Consider the following 21,792-nt stretch of genomic DNA (forward strand, 5'->3'; position numbering starts at 1 on the left):
GTTCGTCTCCTGATCAGGCAGCCAGTTGCGGGCGCTGCGTGGGCAAATTCGTTTCTTCCAGGCTGCTGGCTGCCTCGTCACCCTCGTACAAGGCCTGCAGGTCTTCGGGATCGCTCTTGCCGTCGAGCACCTGGTTGAGACGCTCCCGGTCCACCGAGCCAACCCAGCGGGCGATCGCCACCGTGCCGACCGCGTTACCGATGGTGTTGGTGATCGCACGGGCTTCAGACATGAAGCGATCGACGCCGAGCAGCAGCACCATGCCGGCGACGGGTATCTTGCCCATCGAAGCCAGTGTCGCCGCCAGAGTGATGAAGCCCGAACCGGTCACGCCTGCCGAACCCTTCGAAGTCAGCAGCAGCACGCCCAGCACCAGCAGTTGGTCGGTCAGAGTCAGTGGCGTGTTGGTGGCCTGAGCGATAAAGATCGCCGCCATAGTGTAATAGATACACTGTCCATCGGGGTTGAAGGTCAATCCTGAAGGCACGACCAGGCCGACCACCGGCTTCGAGATGCCGGCATGCTCCAGTTTCCGCATAAGCTGCGGGACGACCGACTCGGACGAACTGGTACCGAGGACGGTGAAGATTTCGTCCTTGATGTACTTCAGAAACTTCCAGAGGCTGAAGCCGGAGAGTCGGGAGATGCCTCCCAGCACGAGGACAACGAACAGAAAGCAGGTCAGGTACATCGTGGCCATCAACTTGCCGAGCGAGACGATCGATCCGAGTTGACGACCAGCAGGCCAAGCGCCAGCGCAAAGGTCGACAGCACCTCGAAGTAGATCAGCGCCCGGACACCGACGCGGCCGAGTTCCTTCATGTTTTCCATGCGGGCAATGCCCAGTACCACGGTGGCAAAGATGATCGGTGCGAACACCATCTTGATCAGCTTGATGAAGACGTCACCAAGCGGCCTCAGGTCGGTTCCGATGTTCGGGGCGACAACGCCCAGAATGATGCCGGCAGTCACGCCGATCAAGACCTGGACATAGAGTTTTCCGAAAAAGCGGCGAATCATGATGTCTCTCCTTCCTCTTCCGAGGCGATAAGTGGCCCCACAGCTCTGGCATGGCTGTGTTGAAGCCGAATGGGTGACGCCTTGACGACAAGCCCGGCGCGTCAGGCGGTCGCGCCGGGCTGGAACGACGGTCAGGCGGCCTGGCGCTCGGCGCTGACGGCCAGGTGATCGCACACGGCCCGGGTGACTTCGGCAGTAGTTGCCTTGCCGCCGAGGTCGCGGGTATGTAGCGCCGGATCGGCGGTGACGGTCTCGACGGCCTGCATCAGGCGTTTGGCAGCCTCGGCTTCACCGAGGTGTTCGAGCAGCATCACGGCCGACCAGAAAGTCCCCACCGGGTTGGCGAGGCCCAGGCCCATGATGTCGAAAGCCGAACCGTGGATCGGTTCGAACATCGACGGATAACGGCGCTCGGGGTCGATGTTGCCGGTCGGCGCGATGCCCAGGCTGCCGGCCAGGGCCGCTGCGAGGTCGCTGAGGATGTCGGCGTGCAGGTTGGTGGCGACGAGGGTGTCGAGCGACGCTGGACGGTTGACCATGCGCGCCGTAGCCGCATCGACGAGTTCCTTGTCCCAGGTGACGTCCGGGAACTCGCGGGAGATCTCGGTCGCGATCTCGTCCCACATCACCATGGCGTGGCGCTGGGCGTTGGACTTGGTGATCACCGTCAGCAGCTTGCGTGGCCGCGATTCGGCCAGGCGGAAAGCGAAGCGCATGATGCGCTCGACGCCGACGCGGGTCATCATCGAAACATCGGTGGCGGCCTCGATCGGGTGGCCCTGATGCACGCGACCGCCGACGCCGGAGTATTCGCCTTCGGAGTTCTCGCGCACGATCACCCAGTCGAGATCCTCTGGCTTGCAGCGCTTGAGCGGGGCGTCGATGCCGGGCAGGATGCGGGTCGGGCGCACGTTGGCGTACTGGTCGAAGCCCTGGCAGATTTTCAGACGCAGTCCCCAGAGCGTGATGTGGTCGGGGATGTCGGGGTCGCCGGCAGAGCCGAAGAGAATGGCATCCTGGTTGCGCAGTGCATCCAGTCCATTGTCCGGCATCATCACGCCGTGCTCGCGAAAGTAGTCACCGCCCCAGTCGAAGTTCTCGAACTCGAAGCGGAAAGTGCTGTTCGAAGCGGCCAGCGCTTCGAGAACCTGCTGACCGGCGGGAACGACTTCCTTGCCGATGCCGTCGCCGGGAACCGTGGCAATGCGATAGGTCTTCATCATTTGTCTCCTGTCTATGAGGTGGTGGGGGGTGGCACGGTGCGTACTATAGGAACTCCACAGGCTCCTCGAGTCAGTTGTTGACGCGCATCCGGTCGTTCGTCGACTTTCTCTCGGAAGCGTTTACCAGGCTCGGGAAAAGCTCGGACTAAAACCTGGAAACTCTCTGCCGATGCAGACAGGCCGTCGCGCGACTTAAATTGGAATGGATCTGAGCGCGGCAGCCGAAACAGCAGGATGTAAGGGGAGAGGCCGCTTGTTTCAGACAGCTGAGACGTCGTTTCTCGCTCGTCGGCGCCCAGTGACGAAAATCCCCTCCATCGTGCCGTGCTGATCTCGTCTGAAAGCTATTGGCAGATTCTTCGACTCAACACCGAGAGCGCCAATCTGCTACCGTTCGCCCTAGGGCGAGATGTCCAGGTGCAGACCACATGCTCGAGATTGAGCAGGCCGAACGCACTTCGATCTCGCTCAACTCACCGAACAATCGGAGTTGCTTTTCGCATCTTCACTCGCTACAGGAGTCCCTCGTGAAACGCCTTATCGGACTTTGCTTCTTCATCGTCGTCACCACGGCCCTCCTCAACACTGATGCAAATGCCGCAGAGCCAGCTCTGAAACTCGGTGTCGGGCTGTTCCAACCAGACAAGGAAAAGAACGATGCCACCTACCGCCCTCTGGCGACTTATCTTTCGAACAAGCTCAACCGACCGGTAGAACTACGCACGGTCGATAGCTGGGAAGGCCTGGCCAAGTCGCTGGCCAACGGCGAGACCGACATTGCCCTGATGGGACCATGGGGCTATGTGCTGGCCAATCACCAGGCAGGAGCGCAGGTGGTGTCCACGATCCTCTACGACGGCAAGCCTGAATATTTCGCCATCATGGTGACCCACCCGAACTCCGGCATCAACCAGCCAGCCGACCTCAAGGGCAAGACTTTCGCCTTCGGTGACAAGGGTTCTACCTCCGGTTACCTGATTCCGCTGCACTATTTCATGACCCAGGGCATCGACCCCGAGCGCTATTTCAGCAAGGTGCTATACACCAAGCATCAGGCGATCGAAACTCAGGTCACCCAGGGGATACTAGACGCCGGCGCAGACTACAACCGTAACCGCAATGCGATGATCGAGCAGGGTCTGATCAAGGCCGAGCAATCGAGGATCATCTGGCAATCCGCGCCATTGCCGAACGATGCTGTTGCTGTCAGCAAGGCCCTGGCCGCCGACAGAGCCTTCGTCATTCGTTTGCAAGCGGCGCTCAGCGAGGTCGGTGATGTCCTGAAGACCGAGCCAAAGCTTCTGCCGCCGCATTACACCGGCTTTGTCAGCCGCGACAACAATTTCTACAAGCCGATTCGCGATGCCGGCCTGGCAACAGGAATCCTGCAGGCGAAATGAGGATGGTGCGTGTCTCGCGCTTTGCCGATCGATTCGGCGGCCGGCTCGGCTTTCTTGGACTGGCCCTGGCTTATGCCATACTGGTGATCGCTTGTCTGGGTTCGCTCGCTGACGAAGGCGAATTGACGCTGGGGCGAAATCCCCTGCACAACCTGATCAAGACCGTCGGCGAGTTTGCCCGGCCGAGTTTCCTGGATGTCTGGTTCGGCAAGCCGAATCTCGAATACCACAGCGACGACGGCACACTGTTGCGCATCGAAAACCGCCAGGAGGTCGAACTCGGTTACCTCGCCGGGCTCGCGCGAGCGACATGGACGACGGTGCGCATTGCTACGCTAGGCTCATTGCTCGGCGCCGTGCTGGCCTTGCCGCTGGCGGTGCTAACCGCGCGCAACCTGGCGGCGTCGCGGCCGCTGTTCTGGCTGGCCAAGGCGATCCTCGATGTCGCACGCTCGATACACACGCTGGTGTTCGGGCTGGTGCTGGTTGGCATCGTCGGCCTCGGGCCGACTGCCGGCATTCTCGCCATCGCGCTGCATTCCATGGGCAGCTACGGGAAGTTGTTCGCCGAAGCCATCGAGTCGCTGGACATGGCGGCCATAGATGCCGTGCGCAGCGTCGGGGCCGGGCCGGTGCAGGTATTCTTCAACGCCGTCTGGCCGGCAGTGTTGCCACAGTTCGTTTCCAGCCACCTCTACCTCTGGGAATTCAACATCCGTGACTCAACCATCCTGGGAATCATCGGCGCTGGCGGCCTTGGCCTGCTGATCAGCGAAGCGACTTCACTCTTTCAGTGGGGCCGGTTATCGACCGTGCTGCTCGTGATCATCGTCCTGGTCGCCGGATTCGACGCCCTCAGCCGGCGAATCCGCAAGGCGCTGCTATGAGCCGACCCTGCGTTTCTCTTGAATCGGTGCTGTGCGCGGTGCACGGCCGTGCGCTGCTGGAAATCGACCATCTCAGCGTCGCAGAGGGCGAACGCGTCGCCATCGTTGGCCACAATGGCGCTGGCAAATCGACCCTGCTGCGCCTTTTGAGCGGCTTCCTGCAACCGGTTCACGGCAGCGTGGAAGTACTCGGCCGAACCCTGGACCGGCCATTGCCGCCAGGCGAGCTGCGCGCGCTGCGCGTGGAAGTCGGCCAGGTGATGCAGGGCATTCATCTTGTAGGCCGGCTGTCGGCCCTGGAAAATGTGCTCATCGGTAGCCTCGGATGGATCACCGGCTGGCGTAGCTGGACGCGCTGCTTTCCGGCCAACGAAGTGGCTAATGCGGAGGGTGCACTGCGTGCCGTCGGCCTTCTGGCGCGCGCCGATACCCGAGCCGACCGGCTGTCTGGCGGCGAGCGGCAGAAGATAGCCATCGCCCGGCTACTGATGCAGCGTTCGCGGCTAATTCTCGCCGACGAACCGACGGCAGCCCTCGACCCGTCCGCGGCGAGCGACGTCTGTCGACTGCTGGTCAACGCCGCCGCCAATGCCTCCCTGATCACCGTCGTCCATAACCCATCGCTGCTGCCGCTGCTGGCCGATCGGGTCATCGGCCTCAAGATGGGGCGGATCGCCTTCGATCTGCCGCCGGCCATGGTCGGCGAGCAGAAACTCGTCGAACTGTATCGACCAGACATGGGCTCGAATCGAACGTACTGGGGGGCTTCGGCCATTCCAGGCTCAGAGGCTGGGGTGGAGGCGTTTTCATGAGCGATGTTGCCGGACGAGCCTGCCCTGTTCGCTACTGCCCCCCACCAGTACTCACGTGCCCCGATAACGAGTTGTGATCCAGGGTGCGATTGCACCACCGTCCACGACCGACACGCCTGGCTCGAAACGCGATTGCCGCCAGGCGAATGCCGGACTATCATCTCGTATGTCATCGAGCCTGGGAACCTGCCATGCCCACCCTACGGAAGATCCGCGAACGCGCTGCCGTGCCTTATCACCGCTGGTCGGTGGAGGAGTTTCATCGCATGGCCCAGTCCGGTTTGCTGGATGAGACCGACCGCGTTGAGTTGATCGATGGAGAACTGGTGGATATGGCGCCGATAGGCAGCAGGCATGCGTTTCTCGTCGACCGTTTTGCCGAGTGTCTCGGCAGCGGCCCTTCCGCCAGTTATATGGTGCGGGCGCAGAACCCCATCGTCCTTGACGAACGGAGCGAACCGCAGCCGGACATTGCCCTCGTCAAACGCGCCAACTATGCCGACCGACACCCGACAGCCGCTGACGTCCTGTTGATCGTCGAGGTTTCCGACACAACCCTCGAATACGACCGCGATGTCAAGCTTGCGCTCTATGCGCGCCAGGGCATTCCCGAGGTCTGGCTGTGTGATGTCAAGGCCGGCAAATTGGCGGTCTATCGCGAACCCATCGAAGGGCAGTACCGCCTAATGCACATGCCCACGAACTGCGAAACAGTAGCACCGCTGTGGGTGCCGGGGGTCTGGGTTGCATTGGCGGACGTGCTGGCGTGAAGGGAATCACGAGCCGGGCGCCTTCTTCTCGCCCATGCAGGGGTGTGAGCTTGTCCCGCTAACGCTGGAAATCACATCCGGCAAGGATGCTACAACCGGATAAGGAACGTTTCAAAAACAATTTGCGAAAGCTGATCAATGGAATCCCACCGTTTTTCCAGTCCAGCAATGAATTTCCGCAGGTTGTTTTTTGAACGTTCCTAAGAGGGCTGCGTACAGGGGATCTTTTCAGGCGGCAGCCAGCGCCTGCTCCAGATCGTCGATCAGGTCGTCGATATGTTCGATGCCGACCGAGAGACGAATCATTTCCTCGGAAACGCCCGCTTTGGCCAGTTCTGCCGGAGCCAGTTGGCGGTGCGTGGTCGATGCCGGGTGGCAGGCGAGTGACTTGGCGTCGCCGATGTTGACCAGCCGGGTAAACAACTGCAGCGCATCCTGAAAGCGAGCGCCGGCCTCCGCAGCACTGCAGTCGGTGCCCTGGACGCCAAAGGTGAGAATCCCGGAAGCCTTGCCGTCCATGTACTTCTGCACCAGCGCGTGGTCTGGATGATCGGGAAGGCCGGCGTAATTGACCCATGCCACCTTGGCGTGGCCCTGCAGATAAGCGGCGATCTTTTCGGTGTTGGCGCAGATGCGGTCCATGCGCAACGGCAGCGTCTCCAGGCCCTGCAGAATCAGGAAGCTGTTGAACGGCGAGATGGCGGCACCCATATTGCGTAGCGGTACGACGCGCGCGCGACCGATGAAGGCAGCCGGCCCCAGGGCTTCGGTGTAAACGACCCCGTGGTAGGACACGTCCGGCTCGTTGAGACGCCGGAATTTCACCTTGTGTTCCGCCCAGGGAAAGCGCCCGCTATCGACGATCATGCCGCCGATCGAGTTGCCATGGCCACCGATATACTTGGTCAGCGAGTGGACGACGATGTCGGCGCCGTGCTCGAAGGGACGGCACAGATAGGGCGAAGGGACCGTGTTGTCCACAATCAGGGGCAGACCATGGCGGTGCGCAATCTCGGCGAGTGGTTCGAAGTCGGTAATGTTGCCAAGCGGGTTGCCGACCGACTCGCAATATATGGCCTTGGTCTTGCCGTTGATCAGTTTTTCGAAACTGGGCGGTTCGGCCTGGTTGGCAAAGCGCACCTCGATACCGTACTGTGGCAGGGTGTGTGCGAAAAGGTTGTAGGTACCGCCATACAGGGTTGCCGCCGAGACGATATTGTCACCCGCTTCGGCGATGGTCATGATCGCGTAGGTGATCGCCGCCTGGCCCGAGGCCAGCGCCAGTCCGCCGATGCCGCCTTCCATCGCGGCAACGCGCTTTTCGAGGACATCCTGGGTCGGATTCATGATGCGCGTGTAGATGTTGCCGGCCACCTTGAGGTCGAACAGGTCGGCGCCATGCTGGGTGCTGTCGAAGGAATACGAGCTGGTCTGGTAAATCGGTACGGCGACCGCCTTGGTTGTCGGTTCGGGACTGTAGCCGGCGTGGACGGCGAGCGTTTCTAGCTTCATGCAGGTTCTCCCTGGGGGTTGGCGCTTGGGCAAGGATCGATCTTAGCATCTCGGATGGCCCACTTAGATGCCGGGGAACTCTCCATTGCCGATGCGCACGCGATCGCCGCTGCGCCACAGCGGTGCTTGCGATTCGTTGACGGTGCGCATGCTGCCATCGTGGAGGCGAACGGTGACCTGGTACAGTGGACTGCCGCTCCCCTTTTTCGTCAACTCGCGCACGTCGACTACGGTACCGCAGTCCCGGCAAGCGCCAACAGCAGGTCGGCTGTGGTTGACGTAAAGCGTGTTCTCCTGTTGCGAGTCTTTCGCTATCGGCCTGGTGCCACGGTTAGTGTGGTAGGAGCTGGAAGTCGCAATGGATCGCCCCTTGCCGGCGACTGCTGCGGTCGGTCGAGTGGCGACACTCTTGCTTGCCTGGCTTGCGGGAGCTTCGCTGACGGTATGCACCGTGACCCTCGAACCGGCAGGGATGTTCAGCGTCGCGGACTTTTCCGCGGGCGTAGCGCTGGCGGTCGGCGTGGGCGCGCTGGTCACTTGCGGTGCCATCATGGGGCTCGGCAGCCAGCCCAGCAGCGCCGCGACACTGGTGAGGCTGAGCAGGGTGACCGAGGCTGCGGCAACGAGAATCATCGGGTGGGTGCTTGGGGACTGGTTTTCCATACCCTGGATTTCCTGGAAAAAAATCGCAGTGTAACGCTTTGCGGGCAGCCGTGGAGGGCGACCACTGCGCAATTTTCACGCTCAGGCTTGACGGAGGATTCACCTGTCGCTGCGCCACCGCTGGCTGCGGCCACGCAGCAGGAAGCGGCCGGGATCGACGGCGTTGACCAGGTCGTCGGCGAGCGGCAGTGGCGCACCGGTGATCAGGCAGGCCAGCAGTTCACCGGCGAGCGCCGACCAGACGATGCCGCGGGCGCCAAAGCCGTTGATCAGGTAGAGACCTGGCAGGCGCGGCATGGCAGCGAGCAGCCGCGACGGATACGCCGGATCGATGGCGGTGGCGTCGGCCAGTGCGCCGATCATCGGCAGACGATCCGGCGACAGCGGGCGGAAGCCGACGCGGCCGCCGAGTTGCGCCGGGTCGATGCCATGGCTGTAGCCTGGCAGGATGAAATCGAGTTTGGCCAGGTTTTCGGCATGATCGGCCTGGCGCAGCGCGCTTTCCTGGTCGTCGACACAGAAGGTCGCGCCGGCGCAGCGCAGGCCGTCGATTGCCGGCGTCACGTAGCCGAGGCGGCAGACGACAATGGCCGGCGGCGAAGCCGTCGCGGCCGGCAGATGCGAAACCTGCCCGCGCGCAGCGCGCAGCGGCAGATGCGCGGCGGGGGCAAAGCATCGGGCAGCCGCTGCGTTCGCCAGAATCAGCACCGGTGCTGCGGCGATGAGCTTGCCAGCGGCGTCGCAGGCCTGCCAGAGATCCGCCTGCTGCCTGATTTCTGCGACCTGGCATCGATAGTGCGGCCGGATCGCCGTCGCGTGACGAGCCAGGTTGGCCCGGCAAAGCGAAGCGGGATCGACCCAGCCGCCAGTGGGGAACCACCAGCCGCCCTTGGCGACCGGCCAGCCGGCCAGCTGGCTGGCTTCGTCACGGTCGACGAAGCGCAACTCATCGGCTGCAGGCTGCTGGATTTCGACCACCCGCTGCTGCGTCGCGGCGTGTTTGTCGTCGCGCGCCAGATGCAGCACACCAGTACGACCCCAGCGCAGCGGCAAGCCGGCGGCGGTCAGCGACTGGAGATGCGCATGGGCGTGGACGAAACCGGCCCGCGTCAGTCGTGCCAGGCGGTTGTGATCGAGCGAGGGCAGCGGGCGCAGAACGCCGGCGAGATTACCCGAAGCGCCCTCGCCGGGCGCGTCGGCGCGCTCGATCAGATCGATCGTCCAGCCGCGTGCCGCCAGCCGCTCGGCGGCACTGCTGCCGGCCAGACCGGCACCGATGACGATCGCGTGCTGTGGCATGCGCCGGGAGTGCCGGTCGATGAGCACTCTGGCTAGCTGCAGTTGCCTACTCCGGCCGCATCTGCGGAAAGAGGATCACGTCACGGATGTTTGCCGAGTCGGTCAGCAGCATCACCAGCCGGTCGATGCCGACACCGCAGCCAGCGGTCGGCGGCAGGCCGTATTCGAGGGCGCGGATGTAGTCGGCGTCGTAGTACATCGCTTCCTCGTCGCCGGCTTCCTTGGCTTGCGCCTGTTCGAGGAAGCGTGCCGCCTGATCTTCGGGGTCGTTCAACTCGGAGAAGCCATTGGCGATCTCGCGGCCGGCGATGAACAACTCGAAACGCTCGGCGACCTCGGGGTTGCTGTCGCTACGGCGCGCCAGCGGGCTGACCTCGGCCGGGTAATCGATGATGAAGGTCGGATCCCAGAGATCGGCTTCGGCAGTCTCCTCGAAGAGCTTCAGTTGCAGCGCACCGAGCCCGGATTCTGCAGCGACCTCGACCTTCATCGCCGTCAGTTTTGCACGCAACCAGGCGGCGTCGCCGAGTTGTGCGATGCTGTAGCCGGGATGGAACTGACGGATCGCTTCGATGATCGTCAGACGGGCAAAGGGCTTGGCGAAGTCGATGCTGCGGCCCTGGTATTCGAACACTTCGCTGGCCAGCGCCTCGCGTGCGCTGTGGCGCAGCAGTCCTTCGGTGAAGTCCATCAACTGGCGGTACTCGGAGTATGCCTCGTAGAATTCCATCATCGTGAATTCGGGGTTGTGGCGCGGGCTGAGCCCTTCGTTGCGGAAGTTGCGGTTGACCTCGAACACCTTTTCGAGGCCGCCGACGACGAGGCGCTTGAGATACAACTCCGGCGCGATGCGCAGGAACAATTGCATGTCGAGCGCGTTATGGTGTGTCGCGAAGGGGCGCGCCGTCGCACCGCCAGGGATCGGGTGCATCATCGGCGTCTCGACTTCGAGGAAGCCGTGATGGATCATGAAGTTGCGGATCGATTGCACGATGCGGCTGCGGACCACGAAGGTGAAGCGGGATTGCTCGTTGGTGATCAGGTCGACGTAGCGCATGCGGTACTTCTGTTCCTGGTCGGTCAGGCCGTGGAACTTTTCCGGCAGCGGTCGCAGTGACTTCGAGAGCAGTCGGATCTCCATGCACTGCACGGTCAGCTCACCCGTACGGGTGCGGAACAACGTGCCGACGGCACCGACAATGTCCCCCATGTCCCAGCGCTTGAATGCTGCATAGGTTTCATCGCCAACCTGGTCACGGCTGACATAGGCCTGGATGCGGCCGGAGAGGTCCTGAACGGTGATGAACGAGGCCTTGCCCATCACCCGTTTGAGCATGATGCGCCCGGCGACCCGGACGGCGACCGGCGCCGCGGCGAGTTCCTCAAGCGTTTTGCTGTCGTAGAGATCGTTGATCTTGCCGGCAGTATTTTCGCGCGCAAAGTCGTTCGGGAAGGCCTGGCCGCTCTGCCGCCATTCGGCGAGCTTGGCACGACGATCAGCGATGAGGTGGTTTTCGTCCGGCTGCAGCGCAGGGTCGGGGAGGTTTTCGGTCGGGGACATGACATGATGGGGTTTCGCGATCAGTACTTGTCGTGAAAGTCGCTGAGCGACTCACGACGCCCCCCTCTCCCGCCAGCGGGAGAGGGGTTGGGGGTGAGGGAAACAGGCATGGCGTCGGCTTGCATCATTCGGAGTGGCATTCTTCGCCATGACCGTTGGTCGGGTTGGGCATGCGGCTCAGACACCCTGTTTCAGGCTGGCTTCGATGAACTGGTCGAGGTCGCCGTCGAGCACGCCCTGGGTATTGCCGACTTCGACGTTGGTGCGCAAGTCCTTGATCCGCGACTGGTCGAGCACATAGGAACGGATCTGGTGACCCCAGCCGATGTCGGATTTGGCGTCTTCGAGCTTCTGCTGCTCGGCCTGGCGCTTGCGCATCTCGGCTTCGTAGATACGCGATTTCAACATCGCCATTGCCTCGGCACGGTTGCGGTGCTGCGAACGGTCATTCTGGCACTGCACGACGATGTTGGTCGGCAGATGCGTGATGCGCACCGCCGAGTCGGTCTTGTTGATGTGCTGACCACCGGCGCCGGAAGCGCGGTAGGTATCGATGCGCAGCTCGGCCGGGTTGATGTCGACTTCGAATGAATCGTCGATTTCGGGGTAGGCTGTCACCGAGCAAAAACTGGTGTGGCGGCGTGCATTCGAATCGAAGGGCGACTTGCGGACCAGTCGATGGATGCCGGATTCCGAACGCAGCATGCCGTAAGCGTAGTCGCCGGTGAGCTTGATGCTGGCCGTCTTGATGCCGGCGACTTCGCCTTCCGATTCCTCGAGCACTTCGACCGCGTAGCCCTTGCGTTCGCCGTAACGGATGTACATGCGCAGCAGCATCGCCGCCCAGTCCTGTGCTTCGGTGCCGCCGGCGCCGGCCTGGATGTCGACGAAGCAATTGAGCGGGTCGGCCGGGTTGTTGAACATGCGCCGGAATTCGAGGCCGGAAACTTCCTTCTCGATGGCGTCGACATCGGCGATGACCGCGTTCAGCGTGTCGTCGTCATTCTCCTCGCGCGCCATCTCGAAGAGATCAGTGGCGTCGCGCAGGCCATCGCCGACACGGTTCAGCGTCAGCACGACGTTTTCCAGCAAGCGCTTCTCGCGCCCGAGTTCCTGCGCGCGCTCGGCGTTGTCCCAGACCTTCGGATCCTCGAATTCGCGTGCGACGGCCTTTAACTGATCGGCTTTCTGATCGTAGTCAAAGATACCTCCGCAGTTCGGTGGTACGCTGACCGAGGTCGGCGAGCCGGTTTTCGATGAGGTTGAGCTGTTCGGCTTCCATACTGGACCCTGCTTGCTTGATGAATGGACTGTGCATTATATACGTGCAGCGAGCCGAACCGGGCGGGCAGGCAAGAGTAGGCAGGTGTAACGTCATCCTGGCGCCACGCCATTGGCCATGCGGATGGCCGGAAAGAAGAATCCACCACCTGTTCATCATTTCGCCCACTTAGTTGAGCACGGGAGTTTCACGAAGTGCAGTTTCGGTGATCTGCTGGACTTCTTCCAGGGTGGTAACGGCCAGGGCATCCCTGGCGACCGTTTCCATCTGTTCGATGGTCATCTGTCGCAGGAAGCGGCGGATACCCGACGCCTGGAAAGGGTTCATGCTGAAGTTCCGGACCCCCATTCCCACCAACAGGCAGACGGCCGCCGGAATTCCTGCTGCTTCTCCACACACCGAGAGGTCAATCCCCTGATTCAGGGCAGTCCGCACCACATGGTCTGTCGCCCGCAGCACACTGGGATGCAGGAACGCCAGTGCGCCAGGAGATTCCTGTGACTGGCGGTCCGTGGCCAGGATGAAATGGGCGAGATCATTGGTCCCGATGGATACGAAATCGACCATCTTCACGATCTCACGGATATAGATCACTGCCGCCGGGGTTTCGATCATGGCACCGATGGCTACCCGCCTGGCCAACTGCTCGACTTCGATCAACTCGGCGACCCGATGGCGTGCTTCCCTCAGATCGGCCACCCCAGTGACCATGGGAAACATGATCCGCACATCACCCAACCGCGCGGTGCGGAGGATGGCCTGAAGCTGGGTGCGGAACAGGGTTTTCTCGGCTAGGGAAAGTGCCAGGCCACGTCCGCCCGTCCGGAAAACAAAATCACTCTCGGTGCGCTTGAATTGCGGGATTTTATCCCCGCCAAAATCCATCGTGCGGATGACGACGACAGATGGATCAAGCGTCGCAGCCACCGCGGAATAGGCCGCAAGCTGCTCGTCGAGAGTGGGCGGCTCGGCGACATCGAGAAAGAGAAACTCGGACCGGAAAAGGCCCACGCCATCCAGCCGATACTCCGACACCAGATGCGCTTCATCCGGTCTGCTGATGTTCGCATACAGTCCGATGCGGATGCCGTCCCTGGTAGTGGGCTCCTGCTCTGGGTCGGCTGCCGCCGCGGACTCGTGCGTGGCATGTTGGCTCCGGCGCTCCGCGAAAAGCTCGGATTGAATCCTGGACGGTGCGACGGTGACCGTGCCGGCTTCTGCATCCACCAGCAGGTGGTCGCCCGTTGCCAGCAGCGCCGTGGCATCCTTGATGTCGCTGATCGCCGGGATGTTTCTGGTGCGGGCAAGAATTGCGACATGTGACGCGGCACTGTTACGCTCGGTGACCAGGGCCACCAGATTGACGCGATCGAGCTGGAATATGTCGGACGGCAGGAGTTCGGTGACGACGAGTATCGTGCATGGCGGAAGTGAAGCCAGATGGTTGGCTGGTGGCTCGCCGGAGACCCCGAGATTGCGCAGAACCCGACGACCAATGTCACGGATGTCGGCACTGCGCTCCCGAATGGCGTCCTGGGTCGACCCGTCCAGGCTCTCGGCCATTTCCCGAACTTCTTCCGCAACAGCCTGTTCGACCTGGATCAGATCCGCACGTACGCGCTGCTTGCACACCTTCCAGAACTCGGTGTCGTTGAGCATGGCCAGGTGTACGTCCAGCAGGGCGCTCTCCGCCGCGGCCATATCGCCGATGAGATGCTGCTGTCTGTTTTCCAGCTCCCGGATCGCAGCCGCCAATGCGCTGTCGAGCCGGTCGATCTCAGCCTCCACATCGTCCTGTGTGATCGGCTGCTGCTCGAAGGTCGATTCGCCTTCCGATGGCAGGTAGATCCACGCCACTCCGTCCGCCATGCCAGGGGAAATTCCCCGCCCTTGCAGGGTTGCACTCGTCATCCGGGCAAAGGCGCGCAGTTGGCTCACCTCGCGTTCCCTTGCCGTAGCCGTCTTCGTCAAACCTCTGGTCCGTGCCGTGGCTTCACCGACCAGATACGCGTACAGCAGCATGGCGGCGATCTCGATCACGGCGTTGATGTCGGCAATGACAAGCGATGCGTCGGTCCCCCAGGGAAATTCAAGACCGATCCTCAGTACGGGCAGCGTCATCGCCAGACCATATGCCAGATATCGCTGGCTACGCCATGCTGCCAGGCCCACCGGAAGGACATAGATGAGTGGGAATTGGATCTCGGTGCCGGTGACGATGTCGATCCACAACACGAGCGCCGCCAGGAGGAGGCTGGACAGCCTGGCATATCTTTTTTGGATCCTGTCCAGGCATCGCAGGGCGCGCGGCATGCGCCTGTTCATCTCCCATACTCTGGAGGCGGCGGAGGCGGATTGCCCGGTGGCGGTGGCGGTGGCGGCGGGTAGTTGTCAACCGGTGGCTGCTGGAGAAGCATCGGTGCAGATGACCGAGGCTGCGTGAATGTGCCGGAGACGGGAACATTCTCACCCCTGGCGTACATGCACTGGACGTAGGCGTGGTCGTAGCGTCGCTGGTTGCCGTAGGCAGAGGTCCGGGCGGTATCCGTGCCGGCCAGGCTGCCGATGAGGAGCCCGGTACCGGCGCCTACGCCTGCCCCGTCACGTCCACCGATTGCCGCACCGACAATGGCACCGAGCAGGGTACCCAACACGGCGCTGCGTACGCCGGCGTCGCTGGCTGCCTGTTCCGCTGTGGCACCACCCACCTGGCTGAGCGCATATTGCCTGCATTGGGCATCATCCAGGCGAAACTCGTCGAAGGTCTTGCCCGTGCCTGGAAGGGCCATGACGCTTGGACCGGTCGGTAAGCTGACACAACCGCCGATCAGCGTCAGACCCGATAGGGCGACCGCAGTGGCCAATAATGATTTCATGTCGATCCCTTCTGGTCGGGGTCAGGGTTGGCCCGGAGGCTGCGATGGCACCGCCTGCCAGCCGCTGGGACACTCCCTGAGGTACGGATAGTAGCTCTTGGCAGCCAGGCAATAGTACCAATAGTTCGTCTGCGGGGCTGCTGCCGGTGCAGTCTGAAACGCCAGAGGTAGGGTCGTCTGTTGCTAGGTGGGCAAGCGGGCAGCAGTACGGGCAATGTACCGCCTGGAACATTTACACACAACCCGGCTGTCCCAACATTTGTCTCTAGAATGTGAGGACATCGCAGCCATGTCAGGATTGTCGGTTGCGCCGACGTTGCCGAGCGCATCATTTCTTTGGCCAACTGGTCTCGCTGGCTGGCACCTGGATGCAGCAGATCGCCATGATCTGGTTGGCCTATCGCCTTTCCAACTCGGCCTTCGTGCTGGGAACGATTGGCTTCGCCAGCCAAATCCCGATCCTGATTTTTGCCTCGATCGGAGGGGTATGGACCGACCGCCTCGACCGGCGGCGGCTGCTGATGTGGACACAAGCGCTGTCGATGCTGCAGGCCATCGTACTGGCTGCCCTGGCCTGGCAAGAATGGGTTTCGCCCGGACTGCTGATGGGTCTTGCGTTATTCTTGGGCTGCATCAATGCCCTGGACGTTCCGGCTCGACAGGCGATTGCGATTCAATTGGTGGACGATCCGGATGACCTGCCGAATGCGATCGCACTCAATTCGCTGCTGATGAACAGCGCTCGCTTCGTCGGTCCGGCACTCGCCGGATTCGTCGTCGCCGCCGTTGGCGAGGCCATCTGTTTCCTGCTCCATGCCCTGTCCTACTTGGCCGTGCTCATCGCGCTGGGAGCAATCCGGATTACCGTCCTGCCCAATCGGTCGATGCCCACCCCGGACGGGTCTTCCCCCGTAGCTGTTTAAGTGCTTGAAAACATTAGTACCGTTACATGCCTACAAATGAGCTAAGTGCTTGAAATTATTAGAGCGAGGGGGGAAGATCCGCCGGAGGCGCTTCAACAAGGCCTTGGCCGCTTGCGGGGCAATCACGCTGGTCGCGGGAATGATGTATCGCCATCTGGCCATCCGGGGAAACCGCAAGATGCGCCGATTCTGACGCTGGCCGCAACCTCGCCGTGACGGGTGATTAGCGATGCTCGTAAATCACGAAATCGAAAGCAGGGATACTCCCGGGAGTGGCAGCGGCCGGCGCTTGGACGTTTCCGGTGCGACGGGAGACTTCCCGCCACTCGGCAAGCGAAACTTCGGGGAAAAATCGGTCACCCGGCGCATTCTCGGCGACTTCGGTCAGGTACAGACGTTTGGCCAGCGGCAGGGTCTGACGATACAGTTCTTCACCACCAATGATGAAGACCTCAGCGACTTCGCCTGCCAGAGCAATCGCCTCTTCCAGCGAACGGGCCGGCGTTGCTCCGCTGGGCAAGTAACCGGGGTTGCGGCTGACGACGATGTTGTGCCGTCCGGGCAATGGGCGAAAGGCTGTCGGCAACGATTCCCAGGTCTTTCTGCCCATGATCACCGGCTTGCCGCGAGTCGTTTCGCGAAAATTCCGCAGGTCTTCCGGCAAATGCCAGAGTAATTGCTGGTCCTTGCCAATCGCACGGTTGCTGGCAACGACAGCAATCAGCGAGATCCTGGGGAGCAGTCCTGCTACTGCCGGCGCCTGCACACGCATCGGCCTGCAGGCCTAGACAGCAACCGCAGCAGCGATGTGCGGATGAGGATCGTAGCCTTCGAGCACGAAATCCTCGATGCGGAAGCTGAACAGATCGCTTACCGCTGTTTGCAGTCGCATCGTCGGCAAGGCACGCGGAGTACGCGTCAGCTGCAGGCGCGCCTGTTCGAAATGATTGCTGTACAGGTGTGCATCCCCAAGTGTATGCACGAAATCGCCCGGCCGGTAGCCGCAGACCTGCGCCAGCATCAAGGTCAGCAGCGCGTAGGAAGCGATGTTGAAGGGTACGCCGAGAAAAATGTCGGCGCTGCGCTGGTAGAGCTGGCAGGAAAGCTTCGCCCGGTGATCCGCATCGGATGCGGCAGCCGGTGCGACGTACAACTGGAAGAGCGCGTGACACGGTGGCAGCGCCATGCGCTCGATGTCACCCGGATTCCAGGCGGTGACCAGGTGGCGGCGCGAATCAGGGTTGTTCTTCAGGCCGTCAACGAGTTGCGCGATCTGGTCGATTTCGCTTCCCTGCGCAGTCTGCCAGTGACGCCACTGCTGGCCATAGATGGGACCGAGATCACCGTTCCGGTCGGCCCATTCATCCCAGATGCGGACGCCGTTGTCCTGCAGGTAGCGCACGTTGGTGTCGCCCTGCAGGAACCACAATAACTCGTGGATGATCGATCGCAAGTGCAACTTCTTGGTGGTCAACAAGGGAAAACCGGCACCAAGGTCGAAACGCATCTGCCAGCCGAATACCGAGCGCGTGCCGATACCGGTGCGGTCTGCCTTGAGGGTACCCCGTTCGAGGACGTGCCGCATCAGGTCGAGATACTGCTGCATGCTGTGTGCCTGTCGATCTGCCAGAGCGCATTGTAAATCGGTAATCGGTACTGCGGCGTCGCCTTTCGCAGGGCAGCCACTATTGATCGGCAGGGATTGTGCTCCTGGTTTACAATTCCCCGTCTCAACCCGGTAATCCGTTCCAAGTCTGGATCTCAATGCGCATCCATCTGTTCCCGCAACGTCCTGACCATCCCCTCGCTGACGCCAAGGAGTTGAAGCGGATCCTCGCCGAGCTGCACGTCGATAAGGCAGCCAATGCCGTGGATGAACTGACGAGCTGGTTTGATTCCTTGAAGCACGCCAGGAACTTTCGCCTTGACCACTACTTTGACGTGCTTCGCCAGCTCGATGATGCCGGGCAGCCACATCTGCGGCGCCTGGCGCGCGACTACCTGTACTCGTCATACCTGTCGAGGCGCGAACAGCAACGGCTATGGGAGCGGAGTTACGGTTATTGGGCGGCGGTCGCTGCGCTCTACGACCTGTGCACCACACGCGCTCGACTCGAATCCAAGGACAGAGGAACGGATGCCTTCAAAATCTCGCTGCCTCTGGCCGACGCGCGCTTGCAGGCCGCCCTTCGGACATGCATCAAGTGGCTAACGTATCGCTACGAGCCGATTGAGAAAGATCTCTGGAAAGGCCTCGGGAGAACCGTTCTGGCGGCCGAAGCGGCTGGCCACGCACAGAAGCCGGTACCGCTGTATCCCGGCCCCATGAGCTCGAGCAGTGTCGCCCAGCAATATCTGCACGCCCTGGTGTTCTCTACCTCTTCGATGGATAGCTTGGTACCGCAACAGATCGAACTGGCTGATCGACTGATCGCACATTTCCTGCCCGCCTTTGTGTGTTCGCCGGATTGCCGAGCAGGGAGCATATATTGGGTCGACGCGACAAGGGGCTCGGCACCGGCGCGGCTGGCTCGTCAACCCGGCGCGGCAAGACCCGGCCTGCGCTTCTTCTCGCCGGGGCAGGCGCTCGCTGGACTCGAAGAATTGATCCATGTGGTCGAACGCGACGAGGTTCCGGCCAGCCTCAATCTCGGTGGTGAATTTACGCAGAAAGCCTTGCTGCCGGTATTGCGCCATTTGCGCGTTTGCTGGGCACTGCAACCGCCACAGCGACGCCATCAGCGCCATACGGTAGCGACGCGAATGGCCGTGTTGCCGGGTTTCGACCACAGCTATACGGTCTTTTCTGGCGCAGCGGCGAGTCTGCAAGCGGAGGCGCAAAGCTGGGTCGTCGAAAACGTCAGCCTCGGAGGGCTGCGCACCTGCTTCGACGATTCATCGACCGACCGGATCACGCTGGGCTCGCTGCTCTGCATGCAAGTGGAAGGTGGCGATAACTGGCTGCTGGGAATGGCCAGGCGCTTCAACCGACTGGCCGGTGGACGCGCCAACCTGGGTGTGCAACTGCTCGCGCGGCAGGCACAGAGCATTGAGCTGCGACCACGCCGCAGTGGTTTCTCGGCAGCCGTCGCCATTCCCGGCATCTGGTTGCACGATGGCGAAGTGCCTGGCATCGTACGCATCGTGCTGCCCCTGGGGAGCTTCAGTGTGCGCGAGACCCTGGATTTCAGCCAGGATGGCCGTCTCCATCTGCTGACTCCGATGGAGGTAGAGTCAACTGGCAGCGACTACGAGATTGCTCGGTATAACGATCAGTCACCTGCCTGACTCCGCTTTGGTAGAATGCGCCTTTGACCCGGTTGCGCCAAAGCCAATGACCCGCAAGATTCTCGTCACCTCCGCCCTGCCGTATGCGAACGGCGCAATCCACCTTGGTCATCTGGTCGAGTACATTCAGACCGACATCTGGGTACGTTTCCAGAAAATGTGCGGACAGGAATGCTGGTACGTCTGCGCCGACGATACACATGGCACGCCGATCATGCTGCGTGCCGAGAAAGAGGGAATTACTCCGGAGGCGCTGATCGAACGCGTACATGGCGAGCATACGCGCGACTTTGCTGGCTTCCACGTCGGTTTCGACAACTACGATACGACACATTCCGAGGAAACCCGTGCCTGCGCCAACGAAATCTACGCGCGTCTGCAGGCGGCCGGCCTGATCGAGACACGCACCATCGAGCAGTATTACGACCCACTCAAGCAGATGTTTCTGCCAGATCGTTTCATCAAGGGCGAATGCCCGAAATGCGGTGCGCACGACCAGTACGGTGACAACTGCGAGAGCTGTGGCTCGGCGTATACCGCCAACGAGCTGAAAAACCCCTATTCAGCGGTTTCCGGCGCCAGGCCGGAGCTGCGGCAATCGGAACATTTCTTTTTCCGGCTGTCGGATCCACGCTGCCAGGCTTTTCTACGGCGCTGGACGCAGGGCGAGGGTCGACTGCAGAACGAAGCGGCCAACAAGCTGCAGGAATGGCTCGGAAGCGAAGGCGAGAACAGGCTCACCGACTGGGACATCTCGCGCGATTCACCGTACTTCGGCTTCGAAATCCCCGACGCTCCCGGCAAGTACTTCTACGTCTGGCTCGACGCGCCGATCGGCTACATGGGCTCTTTCCGGAATCTCTGCACCAGGGAAGGCCTCGATTTCGACGAGTACTGGCGGCCGGATTCGACCGCCGAACTATATCACTTCATCGGCAAGGACATCCTCTACTTTCATGCGCTGTTCTGGCCGGCGGAACTCGAAAATGCCGGCTACCGTACGCCAAGCAAGGTCTTCGCACATGGTTTCCTGACCGTCGATGGCGCCAAGATGTCCAAGTCGCGAGGCACCTTCATCACCGCCGAAAGCTATCTGGTGCAAGGCCTCGACCCGGAGTGGCTGCGCTACTACTATGCAGCCAAACTTTCGGGTTCGATGGAAGACATCGACCTCAACCTCGACGATTTCATCGCCCGTGTCAATTCCGACCTGGTCGGCAAGTTCGTCAACATCGCCAGCCGCTCGGCCGGCTTCATCGTCAAACACTTCGCCGGCCAGCTGTGCACCTGTGACGAATCGCTGCCGGCGATCCAGGCCATCCGCGAACGTCGGACGGCGATCGCCGACCATTATGAAGCGCGCGAATTCGGCAAGGCGATCCGTGAGATCATGGCCCTGACCGACCTTGCCAATCAGTACATCGACAGCGTCAAGCCCTGGGAACTGGCCCGGCATGCGGGTCGCGAAAGCGATTTGCAGGTCGCTTGCAGCAACGCCCTGAACCTCTTCCGGCTGTTCGCGATTCTATTGAAGCCGGTATTGCCGGCGCTCGGCGCCAAGGCAGAAGCCTTCCTCAATGTCGCCCCCTTGGTCTGGGAGGACAGCAACACGGTCCTCGCTGCCGGGCATGCGATCAACGCTTATCGGCACCTGCTGACACGCGTCGACAAGAGACAGGTCGATGCACTGCTTCTGGCCAACCGTGAATCTCTGGCGTCACCCCCACAAGCCGCCCCGCAGAAGCACGCCGAGCGGCAGGAGAAGGCGGCCACCGTCGCCGTCGCGCAGGCTGCCGTCGGTGCCAGCACCGGGCCGCACATCAGTATCGACGATTTCATGAGCGTCGACCTGCGCATTGCACGCATCAGCGAAGCCACACCAGTGGAAGGCTCCGACAAACTCGTTCGCCTGCTGCTCGACGTAGGCACGCTCGGCACCCGGCAGGTCTTTGCCGGCATCCAGGCCACCTACGATCCGGCCACGCTGGTCGGCCGGCTGACGATGATGGTGGCCAACCTGGCGCCGCGCAAGATGAAGTTCGGCCTGTCTGAGGGCATGCTCCTGGCCGCCTCCGACCCAGACGGTCAGACACCGGGTATCTTTCTGCTCTCACCCGATGCCGGTGCAAAGCCCGGCATGCGCGTCAAGTAAGCCGGCATGGACAGCCGACAGCAGCTGAACTCCGGACGCAAACGAATGCCCAAGCAACGCTGCCAGCATGGTCGACGGCAGTCCCCTTTACACTTCACTCCCGATAAGGAATCCACATGACAAG

Annotated in this window: 17 protein-coding genes and 1 pseudogene; 7 read left to right on the forward strand and 11 right to left on the reverse strand. The window is 61.8% G+C overall.

Going from position 1 to position 21,792, the window contains the following annotated elements; translation table 11 throughout:
- Positions 1-13 precede the first annotated feature (13 nt).
- Both V5B59_RS05525 and V5B59_RS05530 read right to left on the reverse strand, forming a co-directional pair.
- Positions 14-1,020, reverse strand: a pseudogene (locus tag V5B59_RS05525) (cation:dicarboxylate symporter family transporter).
- Positions 1,021-1,151: 131 nt separating this feature from the next.
- Complete coding sequence (locus tag V5B59_RS05530) at positions 1,152-2,240, reverse strand: tartrate dehydrogenase (protein WP_169071817.1); 1,089 nt, start codon at positions 2,238-2,240, stop codon at positions 1,152-1,154.
- 530 nt (positions 2,241-2,770) lie between these two features.
- Here V5B59_RS05530 and V5B59_RS05535 point away from each other — a divergent pair.
- The 4 genes from V5B59_RS05535 to V5B59_RS05550 all read left to right on the forward strand — a co-directional run bounded on the left by V5B59_RS05535 (position 2,771) and on the right by V5B59_RS05550 (position 6,112).
- On the forward strand, positions 2,771-3,643 hold the full coding sequence (locus V5B59_RS05535) for a phosphate/phosphite/phosphonate ABC transporter substrate-binding protein (RefSeq protein WP_308240193.1): 873 nt from the start codon (positions 2,771-2,773) through the stop codon (positions 3,641-3,643).
- Entirely contained in the window at positions 3,640-4,530 is an 891-nt protein-coding gene (gene phnE / locus V5B59_RS05540) for a phosphonate ABC transporter, permease protein PhnE (RefSeq protein ID WP_169071804.1), read from the forward strand. The genes V5B59_RS05535 and phnE overlap by 4 nt, the downstream gene beginning before the upstream one ends.
- Positions 4,527-5,342: a phosphonate ABC transporter ATP-binding protein gene (locus tag V5B59_RS05545; protein WP_169071803.1), complete on the forward strand. Its 816-nt coding sequence runs from the start codon at positions 4,527-4,529 to the stop codon at positions 5,340-5,342. Before phnE ends, V5B59_RS05545 begins: the two co-directional genes overlap by 4 nt.
- A gap of 191 nt (positions 5,343-5,533) precedes the next feature.
- Positions 5,534-6,112: a Uma2 family endonuclease gene (locus V5B59_RS05550; RefSeq protein ID WP_169071802.1), complete on the forward strand. Its 579-nt coding sequence runs from the start codon at positions 5,534-5,536 to the stop codon at positions 6,110-6,112.
- Positions 6,113-6,340: 228 nt separating this feature from the next.
- Here V5B59_RS05550 and V5B59_RS05555 read toward each other — a convergent pair whose 3' ends face one another.
- From V5B59_RS05555 to V5B59_RS05585, 7 genes are all read right to left on the reverse strand, one after another.
- Positions 6,341-7,624 (reverse strand): O-acetylhomoserine aminocarboxypropyltransferase/cysteine synthase family protein, encoded by a 1,284-nt coding sequence (locus V5B59_RS05555; RefSeq protein WP_169071801.1) that lies wholly within the window; start codon positions 7,622-7,624, stop codon positions 6,341-6,343.
- Positions 7,625-7,687: 63 nt separating this feature from the next.
- On the reverse strand, positions 7,688-8,287 hold the full coding sequence (locus tag V5B59_RS05560; protein WP_169071800.1) for a hypothetical protein: 600 nt from the start codon (positions 8,285-8,287) through the stop codon (positions 7,688-7,690).
- Positions 8,288-8,386: 99 nt separating this feature from the next.
- The gene (mnmC, locus tag V5B59_RS05565; RefSeq protein WP_169071816.1) at positions 8,387-9,586 is read right to left on the reverse strand and encodes an FAD-dependent 5-carboxymethylaminomethyl-2-thiouridine(34) oxidoreductase MnmC; all 1,200 of its coding nucleotides are present in this window, start codon (positions 9,584-9,586) and stop codon (positions 8,387-8,389) included.
- 46 nt (positions 9,587-9,632) lie between these two features.
- Complete coding sequence (lysS, locus tag V5B59_RS05570; RefSeq protein WP_169071799.1) at positions 9,633-11,147, reverse strand: lysine--tRNA ligase; 1,515 nt, start codon at positions 11,145-11,147, stop codon at positions 9,633-9,635.
- Between the two features lie 177 nt (positions 11,148-11,324).
- Positions 11,325-12,429 (reverse strand): peptide chain release factor 2 gene (prfB, locus tag V5B59_RS05575; protein WP_169071798.1). Its coding sequence is split into 2 segments (ribosomal slippage): positions 11,325-12,347 and positions 12,349-12,429, totalling 1,104 coding nucleotides; the frame shifts between segments, so codons are not numbered across the junction.
- Positions 12,430-12,597: 168 nt separating this feature from the next.
- Positions 12,598-14,742 carry a phosphoenolpyruvate--protein phosphotransferase gene (ptsP, locus tag V5B59_RS05580; protein ID WP_332351681.1) on the reverse strand — a complete coding sequence of 715 codons (2,145 nt, stop codon included), beginning with the start codon at positions 14,740-14,742 and terminating at the stop codon, positions 12,598-12,600.
- A gap of 8 nt (positions 14,743-14,750) precedes the next feature.
- On the reverse strand, positions 14,751-15,305 hold the full coding sequence (locus tag V5B59_RS05585; protein WP_034919838.1) for a YMGG-like glycine zipper-containing protein: 555 nt from the start codon (positions 15,303-15,305) through the stop codon (positions 14,751-14,753).
- A gap of 305 nt (positions 15,306-15,610) precedes the next feature.
- On the opposite strand from V5B59_RS05585, the gene V5B59_RS05590 reads away from it, so the two are divergent.
- Positions 15,611-16,228: an MFS transporter gene (locus V5B59_RS05590; RefSeq protein WP_169071796.1), complete on the forward strand. Its 618-nt coding sequence runs from the start codon at positions 15,611-15,613 to the stop codon at positions 16,226-16,228.
- 223 nt (positions 16,229-16,451) lie between these two features.
- Here V5B59_RS05590 and V5B59_RS05595 read toward each other — a convergent pair whose 3' ends face one another.
- A complete protein-coding gene (locus V5B59_RS05595; protein WP_034919837.1) occupies positions 16,452-17,000 on the reverse strand; it encodes a dihydrofolate reductase in 549 nt (182 codons plus the stop codon).
- Positions 17,001-17,012: 12 nt separating this feature from the next.
- Positions 17,013-17,834, reverse strand: coding sequence for a thymidylate synthase (locus V5B59_RS05600; protein ID WP_034919835.1), 822 nt, complete (start codon positions 17,832-17,834; stop codon positions 17,013-17,015).
- A 158-nt stretch (positions 17,835-17,992) separates the two neighbouring features.
- Between V5B59_RS05600 and V5B59_RS05605 the strand changes: the two genes are divergently transcribed.
- Positions 17,993-19,516, forward strand: a complete 1,524-nt coding sequence (locus V5B59_RS05605; RefSeq protein WP_034919833.1) for a hypothetical protein — start codon at positions 17,993-17,995, stop codon at positions 19,514-19,516.
- A 46-nt stretch (positions 19,517-19,562) separates the two neighbouring features.
- Positions 19,563-21,668 carry a methionine--tRNA ligase gene (gene metG / locus V5B59_RS05610; RefSeq protein ID WP_034919831.1) on the forward strand — a complete coding sequence of 702 codons (2,106 nt, stop codon included), beginning with the start codon at positions 19,563-19,565 and terminating at the stop codon, positions 21,666-21,668.
- Positions 21,669-21,792: the final 124 nt, after the last annotated feature.

It is taken from the genome of Candidatus Accumulibacter contiguus (assembly GCF_036625285.1).
In the GTDB taxonomy this organism is placed as follows: domain Bacteria; phylum Pseudomonadota; class Gammaproteobacteria; order Burkholderiales; family Rhodocyclaceae; genus Accumulibacter; species Accumulibacter contiguus.